A 15,566-nucleotide genomic window follows, 5' to 3' on the forward strand; every position below is an offset into this window, starting at 1 on the left:
GAACATAACTTGCGACCCATTCAGAGAAAAGGTAAACTTGAAACAGGGAAAGAAAACGCTTTCAAAACTATTTTTTAATAACTTTGAAAGGGAAAAGGGAGGATTGGGTTCGATGCCAACAAAAAGAACGGCGCGGGCACCGTGGTCTAAAGTGATGATTCGTTCACAACTTGAAGTCGTAGATCGAGTACGGCCACCTTCGCTCGTCTTACAGAACGCGACGTACTTGAACGTCTACGTGAAACAATGGAGAACGGCGAATATTTGGATTGAGGGAGATCGCATCGTGTATGTCGGTCCAGACCTACCAGAATCAGCGGTCGAAACGGTCGATATGACAGGGAAATATATCGTACCAGGTTACATCGAGCCGCACGCTCATCCATTCCAATTATACAATCCGGCGACGTTGTCGAAATATGCAGGGGAGCGTGGAACGACGACGCTCGTCAATGACAACATGCTGCTTTTTTTACAAGAGAAAGAGCAAGCGTTTGCGCAACTTGAAGCGATTCAACAATTGCCAACGAGTACGTATTGGTGGGCACGACTTGATACGCAGACCGAACTGGATCGGGAGAGTGTTACGGTCGACTCGGAACGCGTCCACGAGTGGTTCAACCATCCAGATGTCGTGATGGCAGGAGAGCTGACGGCATGGCCACGCGCCTTGAAGGGCGATGATGAGATGCTTCAGTGGATGCTCGATGCCGAGACGTGGGGGTTCCCAGTCGAAGGGCACTTTCCGGGGGCATCTCCTAAGACATTGACGAAAATGGCGTTGATGGGAGTACACAGCGACCATGAGGCGATGACGGCGGAAGAGGCGTTCAATCGACTAGAGTTAGGTTATACGACGACGCTACGCCATTCCTCGATTCGACCGGACCTGCCAGGTATGATTCGTGACCTATTGGCGAACGGATTGACGGCGTTCGACCATCTTATGGTGACGACGGACGGCTCGACACCGGGCTTTTATGAGGATGGCATGCAGGATGCCCTCGTCCGGATTTTGATTGAAGCAGGGCTACCGGCCATCGAGGCGTACCGGATCGTTTCGCATAATGTAGCACGCCACTTCGACCTCGATCATATTTTAGGTGCGATTGCGCCGGGCCGAATCGCGCATTTGAACATTTTGGACGCAATCGAGGAACCGCGTCCGACAGCTGTCATTGCGAAAGGACAATGGATTTATCGGGACGGTGAATCGCTATTCCCGAACGAATTAGTGGAAGCGGTGCTCGACATGATGCCGTCGACAGACGTTTCCATCGAACTGACGCCACAAGACTTGTCATTCAGCATGCCTGTCGGACTCGATATGGTCAACTCGGTCATCATGAAGCTGTTTAAAATTACGCATGACACGGGTCAAGATGAACTACCACGGGATGGAGATGAATCGTTTCTCATGTTGCTTGATAAAGAAGGCAAGTGGCGATTGAACACAGTCCTAAAAGGGTTCGCCCGAGATTTCGGTGGACTCGTCAGTTCGTACTCGATCAGTGGGGACTATTTGATTCTCGGAAAATGCAAACAAGATATGTTACAGGCGTTTGAGCGAATGAACGAACTTGGAGGCGGGATTGTTCTCGTCGATCAAGGAAAAATCATTGCCGAGATTCCATTGCCACTCTGTGGGATGACATCGACGGAGCCACTTGAAACGCTCATCGGTCAAGAGAAACAGCTACGGGATGAACTTGTGGCGAGGGGTTATCAATTCGAAGATCCAATCTACACGTTACTCTTTTTAGCCTCTACCCATTTACCTTACGTTCGGGCGACACCTCTTGGAATTTATGAAGTCATGAAGAAACAGGTACTATTTCCTGCGATTTTGCGATGAATAGTTGAGTCCGAGGCGCCCCTGCTTTAGAATGAGAAAGAAGTATGAGTAGAGAGGATGCTTGCGGATGCAACTCGATAAATTACGAGGTCGAGAGCTCGATCAATTGTTTGAAGCTATTTTGAAGCTCGAGACGCTCGAAGACTGTTATCAATTATTTGATGATTTAGCGACTGTCAATGAAGTTCAGGCCCTTGCGCAACGACTTGAAGTGGCGCGGCAAATACGTGAAGGAAACACGTATCATAAAATTGAGGATGCGACAGGCGCCTCAACCGCAACGATTTCACGTGTGAAGCGATGCTTGAACTATGGGACAGGCGGATATGATCTTGCTCTTGAACGTCTACAACAAACAAAAGGTGACTCGTAAGAGTCATCTTGTTTTTGATGGAGGGGAGGGGCAAGATGCAACAAAAATTCATGAAACGGAACTTACAACTGTTCTTTCGAAACTTAACACCGGTTCAAACACTTGTGTTGATCTATAGTGCGGCGGCGATTTTGTCCGTGTTGCTCCTCGCCTTACCAATCGCCCATAAACCCGGTGTGACCATCACGTTTACCGATCTCGTCTTTTTTGCGGTGAGCTGTGTCAGTGTCACGGGACTGACCCCAATCGTGGTCACCGATACATTTTCCACGTTTGGTTTATTCATCATCCTATTCATTGTCCAAGTGAGCGGTGTCGGATTGATCAGTCTACACGTCATCATGTGGATTTTGCTTGGGAAGCGGATCGGGTTCCGGGAGCGACAACTGATTTTACGTGACCAAAATCAGACATCGATGTCTGGGATCGTCAAATATATCACGGAAATCGTCATCACCGTCATCGCGATCGAGGCGGTCGGCGCCGTATTACTCGGTGTCCACTACTTAAATTATTTTGATACCGCCGGAGAAGCTTTCTTACAAGGATTATTCGGGTCGGTCAGTGCGACGACGAACGCCGGATTTGATATTACAGGTAGTTCGCTCGCACCGTTCCGAGAGGACCCCTTCGTCATTTTCACGCAAATCGCGCTCATGACTGGTGGTGCCATCGGTTTCCCGGTACTTGTTGAGATTCGGACATACTTGGTGAGTCGAATCACACGAAAACGTCACACGTTCCCAAGTCGTTTCTCGTTATTTACAAAACTGACGGTTTCGACATTCTTTATTTTAATCGCTGTTGGTACGGTCGGATTGTTCATCTTTGAATACAATAATGCGTTCGAAGGCTTGCCGCTCTGGTTGGCGTTTTCAGATTCATTGTTCCAGTCCGTCACGACACGAAACGGCGGTCTGTCGACGGTCGATGTCAATCTGTTCTCCGAAGCGAGCATGTTGCTCTTATCGATTCTCATGTTCATCGGGGCCTCGCCATCTTCTGTCGGTGGAGGGATTCGAACGACGACGTTTGCTGTAGCCGTACTCGGTGTCGTCGCGTTCATCCGTGGAGACTCGTCGATTAAAATTTTTGGTCGAGAGATTGTTCTTGAAGATATTTGGAAAGCGTTCGTAATTATCACCGTTTCACTCGCTGTTCTTTTATCTGGCGTCATGGTCATGGCTTACTTTGAAGATGCCTCATTGACGCGGATCTTATTCGAGGCATGTTCTGCGTTCGGGACGACAGGATTATCGGTCGGACTTTCTTCCGAATTTAGTAACGTCGGGAAATGGGTACTGACGATTCTCATGTTCATTGGACGAATCGGTGTCATCGCCTTCATTCTCATCTTGCAACGGAGACAGCCGAAGCGGATGTATAACTATCCGAAAGAATCAATCATCTTAGGATAAGGAGATTGTCACATGAAAGCATTTTGGATCAACTTTGGATATGTCTTTATCGTTCCAGTCCTGCCATTCATCGCTGTCGTCAACGGAACAGCACTCTGTTCACCGGATTCTCCGTTACTGGATATCCCCGTACTCGGATTCTTTTTGGCAAATCCGCTTTGGTTCGTACCAGTATACGGTTTATTCGCCTTGCTTGTAGCGAAATGGCTCACAGATCGGGAACGGAATCGTACGGCACGTTCGTGACTTGCTTCGGCAAGTCTTTTTTTATTGGGGAGATGCACGCAAAGAAAAAAATCGATACACTAGAGAAGGATTCGATAGGAGGGGACGAGTTGGAATTTCAAACGTGGCGCCATGTATTTAAACTAGATCCAAATAAATCGCTCACAGATGAGGCGCTTTATGCCCTCATTCATTCGGGGACGGATGCCTTCTTGATTGGAGGAACGGATGGAGTGGATGCGGAAAACACGTTTGCGCTTTATGCGAGAGTCCGAGATGCAGGAATACCGGTCGCGCTCGAGATTAGCCATCCAAGTCAGGTTATCCACGGATTCGATCATTACTTCGTACCGACTGTGTTGAATGCAGGGACAACGGAATGGATCATCGGACATCACGTGCGTGCGTTTGAACGGTACGGCCATTTCTTTGATGCCCGTCTTGTGACGGCTCAAGGGTATCTCGTTTTAAATCCGGATGCAAAAGTCGCGCAAGTGACAGAAGCAAAATGTGATCTATCTTTAGAAGAGGTAGTGGCCTATGCGGAAGCCGGACATTATCTGTTTCGTCTCCCATCCCTTTATATCGAATATAGTGGACGATTTGGACAAGTAGATGTCGTCAAAGAGATTCGTCTGGCGTTGCCCGATGCCCATCTCTTTTATGGTGGCGGGATCGATGGGGAGGAGACGGCTCGATTGATGAGTGAGCATGTCGACACAATCGTTGTTGGTAATATCATTTATGAAGACTTAGACGGAGCACTTGCGACTGTGCAGGTACTCCGATAAAATAAGAACAAACGTTTGGAACAAGGAAGGAATCAATTATGTATAATCTTAGCGAAGAATTAGTCAAAGGCATGAACCCGGAACAGGCAGAAGCGGTCAAACATACCGATGGTCCTCTTTTGATTATGGCGGGAGCGGGGTCTGGAAAAACGCGTGTCTTGACCCATCGTGTCGCCTACTTGATGGCGGCGAAGCAAGTGGCACCATGGAACATTTTGGCGATTACGTTCACGAATAAGGCGGCGCGAGAGATGAAGGACCGAATTGCGCGCCTTGTCGGTGGAGTCGCTGAAGATATTTGGATTTCTACGTTCCACTCGATGTGCGTCCGGATTTTACGCCGAGATATCGACCGTATCCGGTATGACCGCAGCTTTTCCATTTTAGATGCATCGGACCAATTGACGGCAATCAAACAAGTATTGAAAGAATTGAACCTCGACCCGAAGAAGTACGAACCGCGTACCCTTCTCGGGATGATTTCGAATCATAAAAATGAACTACGTACAGCGAAGGATGCAGCTACACTCGTTGGGAATAATCCTTACGAGCGCATCATCTCGGACGTCTACACAGCGTATGAGAAAAAGCTGAAACAAAACAACGTGCTCGACTTTGACGACTTGATCATGAAGACGATTCACTTGTTCCAAGAAGCACCGGACGTGTTGGCGTTCTATCAGAAGAAATTCAAATACATCCATGTCGATGAGTATCAGGATACGAACCGTGCCCAATACACGCTCGTCAAACTTCTCGCGCAGGCGCACGAGAACTTGTGTGTCGTCGGGGATTCAGATCAATCCATCTATCGGTGGCGCGGTGCAGACATCGCTAACATTCTGACGTTCGAGAAAGATTATCCGAGCGCCCACGTCATCTTGCTCGAACAAAACTATCGTTCGACGAAACGGATTTTGGAGGCGGCGAACGGTGTCATCCAAAACAATGCTTCGCGCAAAGATAAAAATCTTTGGACTGAAAACGACGAAGGGGAGAAATTGTTGCTCCACGTCGCATCAGACGATCGCGATGAGGCGTTCTTCATCATGAACCAGATGAAAGAGCTGAAGATGGAAGGGATGGACTACGGTCAGATGGCGGTCCTTTACCGGACGAACGCCCAGTCGCGTGGTCTCGAGGAAATGCTCCTCAAGTCGAACATCCCTTACAAGATGGTCGGCGGGACGAAGTTCTATGAGCGAAAAGAAATCAAGGACGTCTTGGCGTATTTGCGTTTGATTGCCAACCCGGATGAGGACATCTCGTTCGTTCGTGTCGTCAATGAGCCGAAACGCGGCATCGGTGCCGCGACGATTGACAAATTAGGGGACTTTGCGGACATGCAAGGTGTCTCGCTCATGGATGCGATTCGTGACATCGAACTCTCAGGCATTGCCCCACGTACGGTGACGAAACTTGCGGACTTCCGTCAGATGATGATGGATTTACGTCAGATGGCGGACTATCTCTCCATTTCAGAACTCGTTGAGGAAGTATTGAAGAAAACAGGTTATGAAGAGATGCTTAAAATCGAGAAGACGCTTGAAGCAGAAAGTCGACTCGAGAACTTGCAAGAGTTTCTGTCGGTCGCCCAAAACTTCGAGAAAGAAAGTGACGAACAGACGCTCGTCGCCTTCCTCACGGATTTGACACTCGTCTCTGACCTCGATTCACTCGATGAGGTCGATGAGTCGCATCAAGTCACGTTGATGACGTTGCACTCGGCGAAGGGACTTGAATTCCCGGTCGTCTTCTTAATCGGAATGGAAGAAGGACTCTTCCCACATAGTCGTGCCTTGAACGACGAGGAAGAAATGGAAGAAGAACGTCGCCTCGCCTATGTTGGGATCACGCGTGCTGAGAAACGTCTCTATTTGACACGTGCTCAGTCACGGATGTTGTATGGTCGTTTCCAAAACAACCCGGAATCCAGATTCCTTCATGAATTGCCGGAAACGTTGTTGGAACGTTCTGGAAAGGCGAGAAAACCGATGCCATGGAACCCGGTCGAGTCACCAGGGAAGTTGCCGGTGAACGGCTTTAGTTCAAAACCAAAACCAAAACTTGCCCAATCGTCCGGCGCCGAAACGGTCGGATGGAATGTCGGTGACAAAGCGAATCATAAAAAATGGGGACAAGGGACGGTCGTACAGACACGTGGAGAAGGCGACCAACTCGAAGTCGACATCGCATTCCCCGAAGTCGGGATCAAGCGTCTGTTGGCTAAATTTGCCCCTATCGAAAAAGCGTGAGGTGACAATATGGAGATGGCAGAACGCGTAGAAGAGCTACGTAAAACGTTAAATCAATACGGTTACGAGTATTACGTGCTCGACCGTCCGAGCGTACCGGACTCCGAATACGACCGTTTGATGAATGAGTTGATTCAAATCGAGACTGATTACCCAGAACTTCGAACACCGGATTCTCCGACGCAACGCGTCGGAGGAGCGCCACTCGACGCATTCGTCAAAGTGACACATGACACACCGATGCTCTCGCTCGGCAACGTCTTCTCGAAAGAGGAACTCGTGGAGTGGGTAGAGCGAATCGAGAAAGACCTCGGGTACACACCGACATTCGTGGCGGAACTCAAGTTTGATGGCCTCGCTGTCTCGTTAAAATATGAGAATGGTCGTCTCGTCCGTGGCGCGACGCGCGGAGACGGGACGACAGGTGAGGACATCACGCAAAACTTGAAGACGATTCGTTCCATCCCACTTCGATTGAACGAGGACGTCACGTTTGAAGTGCGAGGTGAGGCGTATATGCCGAAACGTTCGTTCGAACAGTTGAATGATGAACGGGAACGTGTCGGCGAGCCATTGTTTGCGAATCCGAGAAACGCGGCGGCCGGATCACTTCGACAACTCGACTCGAAAATTGCGGCGTCAAGAAACTTGGCGTTTTTCGCATACGGTTTAGTATCGCAAGACGATCTCGTCGCGTCACATGACGAATCATTAGCCTACTTGAAACGACTTGGTGTCGCGGTGAGCGGGGACTATACGACGTGCCAGACGGCAGATGAGCTGTGGGATTATATCGAAACGTATGTGACGAAACGAAGTGAACTCCCATATGAAATCGATGGGATCGTCATCAAAGTCGCAGGATATGAAGAGCAGGAACAACTAGGATTCACTGCGAAAAGTCCACGCTGGGCCGTCGCGTATAAGTTCCCGGCAGAAGAAGTCGTGACGACGATCGAGGACGTCGACTTCAGTGTCGGACGGACGGGGAAAGTCACACCGCGGGCCCGCTTCGCCCCAGTGTCTGTAGCAGGGTCGACCGTGACGTATGCGACGCTTCACAATGAAGATTTTATAAAGGAAAAAGATCTTCATATCGGTGATCGGGTCGTCATCAAAAAAGCTGGAGACGTCATTCCTGCTGTCGTATCGGCACTTGCGAGTGAACGAAACGGCGAAGAGCGGGTAATTGAATTTCCGACGCATTGTCCGGCGTGCGGATCTGAACTGGTTCGACTTGAGGACGAGGCAGATCATCGCTGTGTCAATCCGGAGTGTCCGGCACAACTGCTCGAAGGACTCATTCATTTCGTATCGAGACAAGCGATGAATATCGATGGGCTCGGCGAAAAAGTGATCACGCAGCTTCACGAAGCAGGACTCGTGCATAACGTGGCCGACCTGTATCGCTTGAACCGTGACGATTTGCTTGCACTCGAGCGCATGGGAGAGACATCGGTGACGAATCTCCTTTCTGCAATCGAACAGTCGAAACAAAATTCGCTCGAACGTGTACTGTTTGCCCTCGGAATTCGACTCGTCGGTCAAAAAGCCGCTTCTTTAATTGCAGAACGGTTTGAGTCGATGGATGCGATCATCGATGCGACGGTCGAAGAATTGACATCCATCGATGGCATCGGGACGAAGATGGCGGAATCGATTGTCGTTTACTTCGAAAAACCAGAAGCGCGTGAACTCATCAGAGAATTGGCCGAGTCAGGTGTGAACTTATCCTTTAAGGGAGCAAAACGTCCTGCGACTGACGGGGCACCGCTTTCTGGAAAGACGGTCGTATTGACCGGAAAGTTACACGAGATGACACGTGGAGAAGCCGGGAAACAGCTTGAACTCCTCGGAGCGAGTGTGACGGGAAGTGTCAGTAAGAACACAGACTTGCTCGTGGCCGGTGAAAAGGCGGGCTCGAAGCTGGCGAAGGCTGAATCTCTTGGCATTGAAGTATGGGATGAGGCAAAACTGCTCGACTTTTTACATGAACAAGCGTAAGACGTTCGCTTCGGCGAACGTTTTTTGCTTGTTCGGAAATAAATGGGATTGAGCAGGTTCGCACAAGCGTTCGAGGGGTATAGATTAACTAAATCAAAATGTTAATATATTTTTGCGAGAGAACCCTTAGACATCAGGACTTTCACACACACATCCCTCTCATTCCTCTACGTGGTGAAAGTTCGACATTGATTTGAGCGCCTGTTTTCACCTTAGAGGAGGGACCAACATCATGACACATAACATCCAGCGCTTCGTTGCCGTATTCATCACCCTCATATTTTTGTCACCTCTTTTCACCATCCATATCGTTCATGCTGACACCACAACATTTCGTTATATCCAATTGAATCTAACGGATCAGGAAATAGAAACACTATATGAAGCAAGTCTTGTCTATGAAGACATCACGTATTATGGAGTCCGTGAATCAGCAGACGTTTGGCGTTTCATGATTGATGCGGAGTCGGTAGACGACACATTGATTGACATCGTCACGCTCTATGATGCGGAAGGTGTGCCGTATACGTTTATACCGAACACCATCACGGAAGCATATCCCGTTGAAGTGGTTGAACTTCCTGTTACGACGGAACCAGAACCAGTAGAAGAAGTGACACCACCGGTTGAAGCAGAACCGGAACCAGTCGCCGAGGAACCGATGGCTGAACCGATGCTACCGAAACTGGCCATTGAAGCCATGAATATCGCCGGAGTCGACCGGGCCGTAGTCGGGGGTGACATTTCCTATACATTTATGATCGAGAATACGGGTGATGCGCCACTGAAGGTGACAAATCTGTCCCATACGTTTATCAGTGGGGATGTGTCTCATCTATCGATTGAAGCATTCAACCAACGTGTCATCCATCAATTCACTGAATCGATTGGCGAGGATGGTTTACTTTCTGGTGAACGAGTGGAAGTGACAGAAGTCTTGACGATTCCGATCGATTACTCGTTCGATGCCCATCCTGAGATTGGAAGTGTCTTTCAGGTGACGGGAGTCGATGAATTCGACCGGGTCATTACGGCAGAAAGTCAACAAATCGTTCTCTTGCAGCAACCTGACTTCACAGTGAATGCAACGAGTGAGAAGACAAACGTAGAACCGGGAGAACCCGTTCACTACATGTACACCGTCCGAAATACATCGGACATCACATTATACTTGTCTGACGTCATGCTTACATGGCCGAGCGGTGCCTTGACGAAAGAGGAACAACAAATGGCGAATGAACGATTCGTGAAGCAAGTCGAAGCGATTCCTGCATTCCTAAATGGGCTCGGACCTGAAGAAGAAGTCACATTTTCGTTCGAACTCCCCCTCCTCCCATCCTATGACGTAAGAGCAGGGGCGCAATTGATCCAGCATGCCGCATTTCGCTTTCATGTGAACGAAAGCGTAAATATTACACGGACGGTTGATGTACCGGTCGTCGTGAAAAAACCCGTGCCGGTTAAAGAAGAAGTACCGAAACAAAAGACGGAAAAACCGTCACAAGACATGAAAACAAACAAACCAGTCGTGCAAGTAGTCGTCAAAGAGAACGGCTCGACTCCAGTCGAACTCCTCGACGAAACAGATGTGTATGCTCAAGAGTTGCTTCCGATGACCGGTGAAACGGATGATACTTGGCATGCGATGGTCGGTACAATCCTTTTTGCATCGGGACTTCTCTTATTGATTCGTCGCAAACATCCGTCAACCAAACCATAAATCGACATCCCTTCTCGCTCATGTGAGGAGGGATTTGTTCTGATTCCGCTTCGATACTTTTTTCGTGGAACGATTTTGTTATAATGGACAAAGTGAAATAGGAAACGACGTTCAAAGGAGTCAGACATAGATGAAATGGAAACAACTCGCCATCCCGACAATCGCTTCGGCGCTATTGTTAAGTGGGTGTTCAATGAAAATACCGATGGGTGAAGAAGAAGCGACACCAACTGGGGAAGAAACTGCAGCGGAAGGCGTCACACAAGCGATTGAAGCACGGGACTCATATTATCAAATGGTCATCCCTTTTAAACCGGCTGCGGCAAGAGGACTTGCTCAACGTCAGGTCAGTTCGTCACTAGAACTTGAAGAAGTCGAGCTTGGACTCATGCGCCATTCGACGGATGCGTTTGACCCGGACAAATTCGCCTATCAGGAAGGACAGCTTTTGAATGCAGAAGATGTGTCCCGATTACTTGCGCGAAAAGATAAGAGTAAAGAAGGGTTGACGCCTTTGAACCCGGCTTATGCGAATGGGAAGGCAGAAGTTGAGGACGACAAATTTGTCGATGCGAATAAGAAGTCACCGCTTTATTTGGCTTCGATCGTCGAACAGAACTACATGACGAAAGAAGATAAGGGATACCAATTGGGTGGCGTATCATTCGCTCTCATTTTGAATCGTGAGTACGTCTTTCAAGCGCCAAACTATGGACCGACGTATACCGTCAAACTCGATCAAAAGAAAGTGATCGCAGAAGGAGAACGTATGGCGAATGAACTCGTCTCCCAGCTACGCAAGCGTGAAGATTTTAAAGAGTTAGATATCAATGTCGCGCTCTACATGAAGTCGACACAAGGTTCGCCGACTCCGGGGAACTATATCAAATCTGCATTTATCGGAACGGGCAACGAGGTCAAATCAGGTGACTGGCAGGCGATTGATGAGAAATATTACTACTTCCCATCGACTGCAGCGACTAACGACGTGCGTGAGGACGCTCAGAAATTCACGCTTTTCAGCGACCGGATTGCCGATCTCTTCCCAGACTATAGCGGAATGATTGGGAAAGGATTCTATCAAAATGGGGATTTATCGCGATTAGAAATTGATATTCCGATTCAATTTTATAGTCGTGCCGAACTCGTCGGATTCACACAACACGTTGTCGGTTTGCTTGAAAACCGCTGGGAATACAGCCGGAATGTCCCGGTCCGGATCAACGTCACGTCACTCGGCGGTGACCCTGAAGTGACAATTGTATTTGAGGACGGGATGGATAGTCCAAAAGTGTACTTCTAAGAGAGAAGAGGTTCGTTTTTTTGAAACGAATCTCTTCTTTTTTTCGTATGAAAAGTGAAAGGATAATCTTTGACCTTATTTGACCAATTGAGTAGAATAGAGTTAACAGAAACGGGAAAGGGATAGGTGAGGTGAACTTTTATGGCTAAAAACTATTATGACGAGCTCGGTGTCTCGAAGGAAGCGACCGAGCAAGAGATTAAACGCGCATACCGAAAATTGGCGAAGCAATACCATCCAGACGTCAATAAAGACCCTGGTGCACAAGATCGATTCAAGTCAGTCCAGGAAGCATTTGACGTGCTGAGTGACCCGGAGAAAAAGGCGAATTATGACCGATATGGTAGCCCGGATGGACCATCGTTCGGACAAGGATTCGGTGGCGGTGGGGAAACGTATGGGGAAGGCTCATCACAGTTTGAAGATTTATTCCGGCAATTTGGCGGCGGGTCGCGTACGACTTCGCGTACGTTCGGGTTTGAAGATATGTTCGGTAGTTTCTTTGACCAAGCGGTCGAGGAAGACTTGGATGAGACCGTCCGCGTCAACATTCCGCTCAGTCAATTGACGAAGGAATCGAAAGTGAGTCTGCGCCTTCAAACCGGTACCGTGAATGTCAAAATTCCACAAGGTGCCTATGAAGGTCAGAAGCTACGTTTGAAAGGAAAAGGTAGCCGCGTCGGGCAATCGGGAAACCGAGGCGATGTGTATGTCGAGCTTCACTTTGCCGATGACGATACGTATCGTCGTGAAGGAGAACATATCGTGACCGTGAAGCGATTGCGACCGCTCGAGTTTTTAGATGGAGCGAGCGTGATCATCGCAACGCTTGACGGGGGACGTGTGAAGTTGAAAGTGAAACCGGGTAGCCGTCCGGGGCAACGGATGCGAATCCCTGGTCGCGGTGTCATGACCGGTTCAAAAGTACGGTCGGACTTATTCGTCCAACTTGAGGTCGACCTGCCACTTGATGAGACGTACCGTCCTATTTATGAGCAAATTGAACGTTAACGGATAAGGAGGAATCGTGATGGACTTTAATCGTTTCACAGATAAAGCACATGAATGCATTGTCAGTTCACAAGCGTTAGCAAAACAGTATCATCATAGCGAAATCAATGAGTGGCATGTATTGGCATCGATGATTTCACAAACAGACGGGATTGCACCGTTGCTGTTTCAAAAAATGGAGATCAACGTATCAGAGATTGAAGGCGAAGTCGCGCTTTCTCTGAAGAATGCACCAAAACTTCAAAACCCGACAACGCCGATGATTTCATCTTCTCTTTTAAGTGTCTTGACGACAGCCGAACGTGAAGCGACCGGTATGAATGACGAGTACGTATCTGTCGAACACATTTTACTAGGCATTCTATTGAACAGCAGTCAGGCTCAGGGGATGCTCGAGCGTAAAGGGATCACGGAAGAACGTCTCCGTGAAGCGCTCGTCGCCGTACGAGGGAATCGTCGGATCACATCCAAATCACCGGAAGCGACGTATGATGTTTTGACGAAATACGGTCGTGATTTGATTCAAGAAGTGAAGACAGGAAAGATCGACCCGGTCATCGGACGTGATAGTGAAATTCGTCGCGTCATTCGGATTTTAAGCCGGAAAACGAAAAACAACCCGGTCTTGATTGGGGAACCAGGGGTCGGGAAGACGGCAATCGTCGAGGGACTCGCTCAGCGAATCGTTCGTGGCGACGTACCGGAAAGTTTGAAAGACAAAACGATTTTCAGCCTCGATATGAGTTCACTTGTCGCCGGTGCGAAATATCGCGGGGAGTTTGAGGAACGTCTTCAGGCCGTCTTATCTGAAGTGAAAGAAGCCGAAGGGACCATCATTCTCTTCATTGATGAACTGCATACGATTGTCGGCGCAGGGAAGTCGGAAGGATCGATGGATGCCGGCAACATGTTGAAACCGATGCTCGCTCGAGGCGAACTGCATTGTATCGGTGCGACGACGCTCGATGAGTATCGTCAATATATCGAGAAGGACCCGGCGCTCGAGCGACGTTTCCAACAAGTGCTCGTCGCTGAGCCGGATGTCGAAGATACGGTTTCCATCTTGCGTGGTTTGAAAGAACGCTTCGAGATTCACCACGGCGTACGCATCCATGACAACGCGCTCGTGGCGGCAGCGATGCTCTCAAACCGATACATCACAGACCGATTCATGCCAGATAAAGCAATCGACCTTGTCGATGAGTCGTGTGCGATGATTCGGACAGAGATGGAATCGATGCCGGCGGAACTAGACGAATTGGTTCGTCGCGTCATGCAACTTGAAATCGAGGAAGCGGCGCTTAAAAAAGAGAGCGATGCTGCTTCCATGAAACGTCTTGAAGCGCTACAACAAGAATTGGCATCGCTCCGTGAACAGTCTGACTCGTTACGTCTTCGCTGGGAAAATGAGAAAGAGTCGACGCACCGCGTTCAGCAAATCCGTGGAGACCTCGAAAAGGTACGCCTCGAGTTACAAGAAGCAGAAAGTCGTTATGACCTGAACCGGGCTTCCGAACTGAAATACGGACGAATCCCTGAACTCGAGCGAGAACTCGAAGAAGCGGAACAGTTGGCGAGTTCGGTGACGCGTGAACTCGTGCGTGAAGAAGTGACGGAGGAAGAAATCGCCGAGGTCGTTTCGAAATGGACCGGCATCCCGGTGACGAAGTTGACCGAAGGAGAGCGAGATAAACTCCTCAATCTCGAATCGGTCTTGCATAAACGTGTCTTCGGGCAAGATGATGCGATTCGTCTCGTCAGCGATGCGGTCATTCGAGCGCGAGCCGGCATCAAAGATCCAAACCGCCCAATCGGTTCCTTCCTCTTCCTCGGACCGACGGGGGTCGGGAAGACAGAGCTCGGGAAAGCGCTCGCAGAAGCGATGTTTGACTCGGAAGACCATATCGTTCGACTGGATATGAGTGAATATATGGAGAAACATGCCGTATCTCGTCTCGTCGGGGCTCCTCCTGGCTATATCGGGTATGAGGAAGGTGGACAGTTGACGGAGGCGGTTCGCCGTAACCCATACTCTGTTCTCTTGCTCGATGAGGTCGAGAAGGCGCATCCGGACGTCTTCAACATCTTGCTCCAACTGCTCGATGATGGACGATTGACCGATTCGCATGGCCGCATCGTCGACTTTAAAAATACGATTGTCATCATGACATCGAACATCGGGGCAGACATCTTGCTCGAAGCAGCGAGGGATGGTGTGATTGATGAAGAGGAGGAACGTCAAGTACTCGACAAACTTCGTCGTCATTTCCGTCCAGAATTCTTGAACCGGGTCGATGAAACGATTCTGTTCCATCCGCTCACGAAGGACCAAATCGGTCAAATCGTTGAGAAAGCGGTCGGACGGATGAGTGATCGGCTCACGACACGTTCGATTCATATCGAGATCACAGACGCAGCGAAAACATTCGTCGCAGATGAGGCGTACGAACCTCAATTCGGTGCGCGACCAATCAACCGGTACGTGCAACGGACGATTGAGACGAAGCTTGCCCGTAGCATTCTAGCTGGAGATGTCGAAGATGGCCAAACCGTCGTCATTGATGTGGAGAACGGAGAATTGACGTTACGTCCATCGACAGTCAATGCCTAA

General features: G+C 49.1%; 11 protein-coding genes. All 11 read left to right on the forward strand.

Annotation, left to right across the window (positions count from 1 at the left end):
- Positions 1-112: 112 nt before the first annotated feature.
- Positions 113-1,855, forward strand: coding sequence for an adenine deaminase C-terminal domain-containing protein (locus tag KNO94_RS09605; RefSeq protein ID WP_214779204.1), 1,743 nt, complete (start codon positions 113-115; stop codon positions 1,853-1,855).
- Between the two features lie 67 nt (positions 1,856-1,922).
- Positions 1,923-2,228: a YerC/YecD family TrpR-related protein gene (locus KNO94_RS09610; RefSeq protein ID WP_214742722.1), complete on the forward strand. Its 306-nt coding sequence runs from the start codon at positions 1,923-1,925 to the stop codon at positions 2,226-2,228.
- A gap of 35 nt (positions 2,229-2,263) precedes the next feature.
- Entirely contained in the window at positions 2,264-3,646 is a 1,383-nt protein-coding gene (locus tag KNO94_RS09615; RefSeq protein WP_214779206.1) for a TrkH family potassium uptake protein, read from the forward strand.
- Positions 3,647-3,658: 12 nt separating this feature from the next.
- Positions 3,659-3,892, forward strand: a complete 234-nt coding sequence (locus KNO94_RS09620) for a hypothetical protein (protein ID WP_214742724.1) — start codon at positions 3,659-3,661, stop codon at positions 3,890-3,892.
- An 89-nt stretch (positions 3,893-3,981) separates the two neighbouring features.
- Positions 3,982-4,662, forward strand: a complete 681-nt coding sequence (gene pcrB / locus KNO94_RS09625; protein WP_214779208.1) for a heptaprenylglyceryl phosphate synthase — start codon at positions 3,982-3,984, stop codon at positions 4,660-4,662.
- 38 nt (positions 4,663-4,700) lie between these two features.
- Positions 4,701-6,917 (forward strand): DNA helicase PcrA, encoded by a 2,217-nt coding sequence (gene pcrA, locus KNO94_RS09630; protein ID WP_214779210.1) that lies wholly within the window; start codon positions 4,701-4,703, stop codon positions 6,915-6,917.
- Between the two features lie 9 nt (positions 6,918-6,926).
- On the forward strand, positions 6,927-8,921 hold the full coding sequence (gene ligA / locus KNO94_RS09635; protein ID WP_214779212.1) for an NAD-dependent DNA ligase LigA: 1,995 nt from the start codon (positions 6,927-6,929) through the stop codon (positions 8,919-8,921).
- Positions 8,922-9,153: 232 nt separating this feature from the next.
- Positions 9,154-10,641 carry an LPXTG cell wall anchor domain-containing protein gene (locus KNO94_RS09640; RefSeq protein WP_214779214.1) on the forward strand — a complete coding sequence of 496 codons (1,488 nt, stop codon included), beginning with the start codon at positions 9,154-9,156 and terminating at the stop codon, positions 10,639-10,641.
- A gap of 130 nt (positions 10,642-10,771) precedes the next feature.
- Positions 10,772-11,944, forward strand: a complete 1,173-nt coding sequence (locus tag KNO94_RS09645; RefSeq protein ID WP_214779216.1) for a CamS family sex pheromone protein — start codon at positions 10,772-10,774, stop codon at positions 11,942-11,944.
- Positions 11,945-12,085: 141 nt separating this feature from the next.
- Positions 12,086-12,955 carry a DnaJ C-terminal domain-containing protein gene (locus tag KNO94_RS09650; RefSeq protein WP_214779218.1) on the forward strand — a complete coding sequence of 290 codons (870 nt, stop codon included), beginning with the start codon at positions 12,086-12,088 and terminating at the stop codon, positions 12,953-12,955.
- Between the two features lie 19 nt (positions 12,956-12,974).
- Positions 12,975-15,566, forward strand: coding sequence for an ATP-dependent chaperone ClpB (gene clpB / locus KNO94_RS09655; protein ID WP_214742731.1), 2,592 nt, complete (start codon positions 12,975-12,977; stop codon positions 15,564-15,566).

Origin of the sequence: Exiguobacterium sp. s22, from assembly GCF_018617455.1 — a bacterium.
Classification (GTDB): Bacteria; Bacillota; Bacilli; order Exiguobacteriales; family Exiguobacteriaceae; genus Exiguobacterium.

Bases quoted from the DNA above. Each gene is read 5' to 3' on its own strand.
- ligA (WP_214779212.1), top strand. From the start codon at position 6,927: ATGGAGATGGCAGAACGCGTAGAAGAGCTACGTAAAACGTTAAATCAA.
- KNO94_RS09620 (WP_214742724.1), top strand. From the start codon at position 3,659: ATGAAAGCATTTTGGATCAACTTTGGATATGTCTTTATCGTTCCAGTC.
- KNO94_RS09640 (WP_214779214.1), top strand. From the start codon at position 9,154: ATGACACATAACATCCAGCGCTTCGTTGCCGTATTCATCACCCTCATA.
- KNO94_RS09650 (WP_214779218.1), top strand. From the start codon at position 12,086: ATGGCTAAAAACTATTATGACGAGCTCGGTGTCTCGAAGGAAGCGACC.
- KNO94_RS09610 (WP_214742722.1), top strand. From the start codon at position 1,923: ATGCAACTCGATAAATTACGAGGTCGAGAGCTCGATCAATTGTTTGAA.
- clpB (WP_214742731.1), top strand. From the start codon at position 12,975: ATGGACTTTAATCGTTTCACAGATAAAGCACATGAATGCATTGTCAGT.
- KNO94_RS09615 (WP_214779206.1), top strand. From the start codon at position 2,264: ATGCAACAAAAATTCATGAAACGGAACTTACAACTGTTCTTTCGAAAC.
- pcrA (WP_214779210.1), top strand. From the start codon at position 4,701: ATGTATAATCTTAGCGAAGAATTAGTCAAAGGCATGAACCCGGAACAG.
- KNO94_RS09645 (WP_214779216.1), top strand. From the start codon at position 10,772: ATGAAATGGAAACAACTCGCCATCCCGACAATCGCTTCGGCGCTATTG.
- KNO94_RS09605 (WP_214779204.1), top strand. From the start codon at position 113: ATGCCAACAAAAAGAACGGCGCGGGCACCGTGGTCTAAAGTGATGATT.